Raw genomic sequence first — 3,931 nt, 5'->3', positions numbered from 1 at the left:
GGCCCCCATCGCGTTGATGTCCGAGAGGTTTTGCGCCACGGACTTCCAACCGACGTCGTAGCCGGTGCTCCGGTATCCCGACGGCCACTCGAGCCGGAAGTCCTGATCCTGGACCAGCGTGTCGATCGAAATGACGGTTCGTGCGTCCGGTGCCTCGATCACGGCAGCATCGTCGCCGGGACCGACCGGGACGTGGGCCGGGCCGAGGCGCGGGAAGATCCTGTCCAGCAGCGATCCCTCATCCAGGTCGTTGATCATCAGTTCATCGGTCAATCTGTGCGTTCTCCCTTGTCATCTCGCGCGCCAGCCGCACTCCTCACGGTCGCGCCGGCTTCCCGACGGCGTCATTCTCCGGCGGCCCTGGCAACCGCGCGCCGGAATTCCCGGTACAGGGTAACCGCATTCTCCACCGGCTGGACGATCCGCTCTTCCGCCACCTGCGCCACGGAGGCACGCAGCCGCCGTCGTGCCTTTGCTGCCCTGGATCTCGCGACGAGGCGCGATATCAGGCCCGATGCCAGCGCCAACAACATGCCGAGGAGGAGCCCGGCGGCCAGCAACAAGGTGGGCACGGGGAAGCCCTCAACTCTGGGTGTTTCCGGCACCGGGAACTGGAAGTATCCCAGCGCCGCGATGCCCAGAAGCCAGAGCGCCCCGGCCAAGGCGGCCGCCAGGGCGCACCATTGGATCACCCCGAAGACGGGCCACCACCAGGACGCCCGGTCAGACCGCAGGTCGGTGCTCGCGAGTGCTTGGTCCAAGTCGTCAGGGAGCGTGTCCTCTGCGGACCGTGCCGCCCGGCGGATGGCCGCCCGCCATGGAGCGCTGGCCCCTTCACCGGCATGGTCGGCGAACTGCCGGACCGCCTTGTCGGACTGTGCCTGTTGCGCCGGGCCCGGCGCCGGCATCGACGAGCGATTAAGCATCGGGCTGACGTCTTTGCGGTCAAGATTAAGCCGTTTGAGCGGGTCCCGGCGCAGCTTCCCCAGCCAGCGGACCAGCGGCCATCCCGTCCGGGCATGTGACTGGCGGCGGTAGGACGCTGCGACGGCGTCGCAAATCGCATCAACGCCCGCGGCCTGCGCGAGCTGTTCGGCCAGTTGCGTGCGGGCCGGCTTGCTGACGCCTGCCGGTTCCGCGCCAAGGCCCTGGTTCAGCGCCTTGGCCGCATTGCGGACATCGGCGATGAGCCGGTTTGTTGCGGCCTGCCGCTGGTCGGCGAACGCGGTAATAGCCGCCTTGAGCTCGTCGACGCCGGCGCCCGTCCGGGCGGAGACAGGATAGACGTCCGTCCGGCCCAGCCCGTCCTGGACCAGGATGTCCCTGAGCGACGCCAGGACCGGTTGCAGTTGGTTCTCCGCCAACCGGTCCACCTGGTTCAGCACGACGAGAGTCACCGCCCCATGGGATGCCAGCGGCCGCAGGAATCCGTAGTGCACTGCCGCATCGGCGTACTTCTGCGGATCCAGGACCCAGACCAAGACGTCCACTTGCCCTGCGAGCCGTCGCACAATGTCGCGGTGCTCGACGGCGGTGGAATCGAAGTCGGGCAGGTCCAGCAGGATCAGGCCGCCATGTCCGGCCAGCGACTCATCAGCGACGAAGTGCCGGTGGGCGACCTGCAGCCAATCCAGCAGCGATTCGCTCCCGGCTGTTCCCCAGATGCCGGCCAGAGTTTCGGAGGTGGTCGGCCGACGTGCAGCCACTGTGGCGTGATCGGTGCCGGACACGGCATTGAACAGAGAGGACTTGCCGCTGCCCGTGGCTCCGAAGAACCCGACCACGGTATGTTCAGCAGACAAGGAGCGACGCGCGCTCGCACGTTCCAACACGTCGTTGATGGACGCAAAGTCCGCCGTGGGCAGTACGCCATCGGCCAGTTCAGCAGCTGCATTCAGGGCCTCCAGCCGCCCCTCCAACACGGACGCCTCGGGCTTTCCCCGGTGCCGGCTCATTCCGGTGCTTCCGAACCCGTTTTTGCCCCGACCGTGTGAAGTCGTTCTGCCAGTGAGCGCAGGGCCTCAGCGTGCTGCCCCTGTTGCGGCACTCTGGACAGAAAGCGCTCCGCTTCGGCGTGCATCATCCGGCGCGTGCGCTCCTCCAGTTGGGAACGGGCCTTGCGTGCCAGCCGGCGTACGGCGTCCTCGCCGAAGACCGCCTCGAGCAGCTTCTGGCCGACCACGGCCGTTCCGCCTGCAACGCCGATCTCCAAACCTGTCAAGCCGCCAGTGGCCGCGAAAATCACCACCATCAGGGCCACCCCGAGCCCGTTGACCCCGAAGGAGAGCATGCGGGCAGTGAACCGCTTGTCCTCGCCCTCGCTGCGGATCAGTTCCAGCAGATCCGCCTGCCAGGCCCGGATCTCCCTTGCCACCCCATCCGAGAACCCGGCGCTGGGGGTGGACAGGGCGTCGCTGCCGAGCAATCCGTGCCCTGCCGGATCAACCCTCCATCCGGCCTCGGTTTGCTCTGCCGCTTTGGCCGCCGCCTCCACAATGACGGCCTGCAGCCCCGACTCGATGGCTTCCTCGACCACCACCGAGGGTGCTGGTTTGCCGGAAAAGAACGCACCGATCCGGTCCCGGAGCCGGCCGATGCCGTTCTCGATGCCGCGGAAAAATTCTCCGGTACCGACAAAGTCCTGCCACCGGGCCAAGACCTCGCCGCGCAGAAGCGTTCCGTCCTGCGTCGCCTCGAGAGCTTGAATGGTGGCTGCTTCATAGGCACAATCGACGGTTTTGCGCAGTCTCTGGCTGGCGGCGTGCTGATCGTCCGCGGCGACGGCGCCAGCTTGGACGGTGTGGGCCAACGAGCGAACGGCGCCACCCAGCGTGCGGCGGGCAATATCGGCACGGCTGGAAGCGTCAGCGGCAAGTTGCTCAAGCCAAGCGCGGATCGGGTCCACGGCACCAACCGGCAGCATGCCTTGTCCATCCAGCGTGGATTCAAGGACGACGAACAGTTTGGCGGCAGCGAGCCCCTGCCGCTGCAGCAGTCCGACCAAATCGGTGCGAACCTCCGCCTCCACGTCCTCCGGCACCCGGTCCAGGACGACGGCGACTTCAATGTCCCGCTGTGCGGCGTCGAGGAGCAACGCCCACGGCACAGCATCCGCATAGCGGTTGGCCGTGGTGACGAAAATCCACAAATCGGCCGCCGCCAGCAGTTGTCCGGCCAATCGTCGGTTTTCATCGGAAATCGAATCGATATCCGGTGCGTCGAGCAGGGCAATGCCGGCAGGGATGTTGCGGTCCGCCAACAACACCAGCGAGGTTCCGGCCTGCTCGACTGCCGGTTCTGCCCCACGCGCGTGGGCCTGGGTTGCGTCGTTTGCCGGTGTTCCGGTGACGCGGCTGAGGCCGGGCAGAATACGCCGGTCCGTGAACCAGGTTACGTCGCTTGGATGGTGCAGCAGTACGGGCTGGCGCGTCGTCGGCCGAATGGCGCCCGTGCGCGTCGCCGGATACCCGGCCAGCGCGTTCACCAGGGTTGATTTTCCGGCACCGGTGGAGCCTCCCACCACAGCCAGCAGCGGTGCTTCCAAGGTGCGGTAGCGGGGCAGAATATAATCGTCCAACTGGGCCACAGCGGCGCGAATTGCGCCGCGTGCCTCGACGGCGCCCGGCACGTCCAACGGCAAGTCCACGGCCTCAAGCGTGCTGCGGCTTTCTTCCAGGAGCGCGACGGCGTCTGCCGCTCCCCCGTCTTGGCCCTCGGGCAACATGCTGGTCACGTTCCCCATCATGCCAGCAGGAGCCGTCAACTAGGCTAACCGCGGCCGCTGCGAGATGCACGTCACCTGACAGACAAAAACCGGCCCCGGACGTGATGTCCGGGACCGGTTGTTGGTGACCCCAGCGGGATTCGAACCCGCGTTACCGCCGTGAGAGGGCGGCGTACTAGGCCGCTATACGATGGGGCCGCGTAGCTT

Annotated in this window: 3 protein-coding genes and 1 tRNA gene; all 4 read right to left on the bottom strand. The window is 67.0% G+C overall.

What is annotated here, in order from left to right; all coding sequences use genetic code 11:
• Window positions 1–258, bottom strand: a 258-nt coding sequence (locus AC5RWT_RS35205; protein WP_494084272.1) for an AIR synthase related protein, incomplete at its 3' end; no start/stop codon positions are given.
• A gap of 86 nt (window positions 259–344) precedes the next feature.
• A complete protein-coding gene (locus AC5RWT_RS35200; RefSeq protein WP_494084270.1) occupies window positions 345–1,955 on the bottom strand; it encodes a GTPase in 1,611 nt (536 codons plus the stop codon).
• Complete coding sequence (locus tag AC5RWT_RS35195; protein WP_494084271.1) at window positions 1,952–3,724, bottom strand: dynamin family protein; 1,773 nt, start codon at window positions 3,722–3,724, stop codon at window positions 1,952–1,954. The genes AC5RWT_RS35200 and AC5RWT_RS35195 overlap by 4 nt, the downstream gene beginning before the upstream one ends.
• Window positions 3,725–3,846: 122 nt before the next feature.
• A tRNA-Glu gene (locus tag AC5RWT_RS35190) sits at window positions 3,847–3,922 on the bottom strand.
• Between the last annotated feature and the right edge of the window lie 9 nt (window positions 3,923–3,931).

It is taken from the genome of Arthrobacter sp. Dra40 (genome assembly GCF_059091905.1).
This window is presented reverse-complemented; position numbering and strand designations above follow the sequence as displayed.

What these genes read in the sequence shown, in the direction of transcription:
- AC5RWT_RS35200 (WP_494084270.1), bottom strand. Translation starts at nt 1,955, where the DNA reads ATGAGCCGGCACCGGGGAAAGCCCGAGGCGTCCGTGTTGGAGGGGCGG.
- AC5RWT_RS35195 (WP_494084271.1), bottom strand. Translation starts at nt 3,724, where the DNA reads ATGTTGCCCGAGGGCCAAGACGGGGGAGCGGCAGACGCCGTCGCGCTC.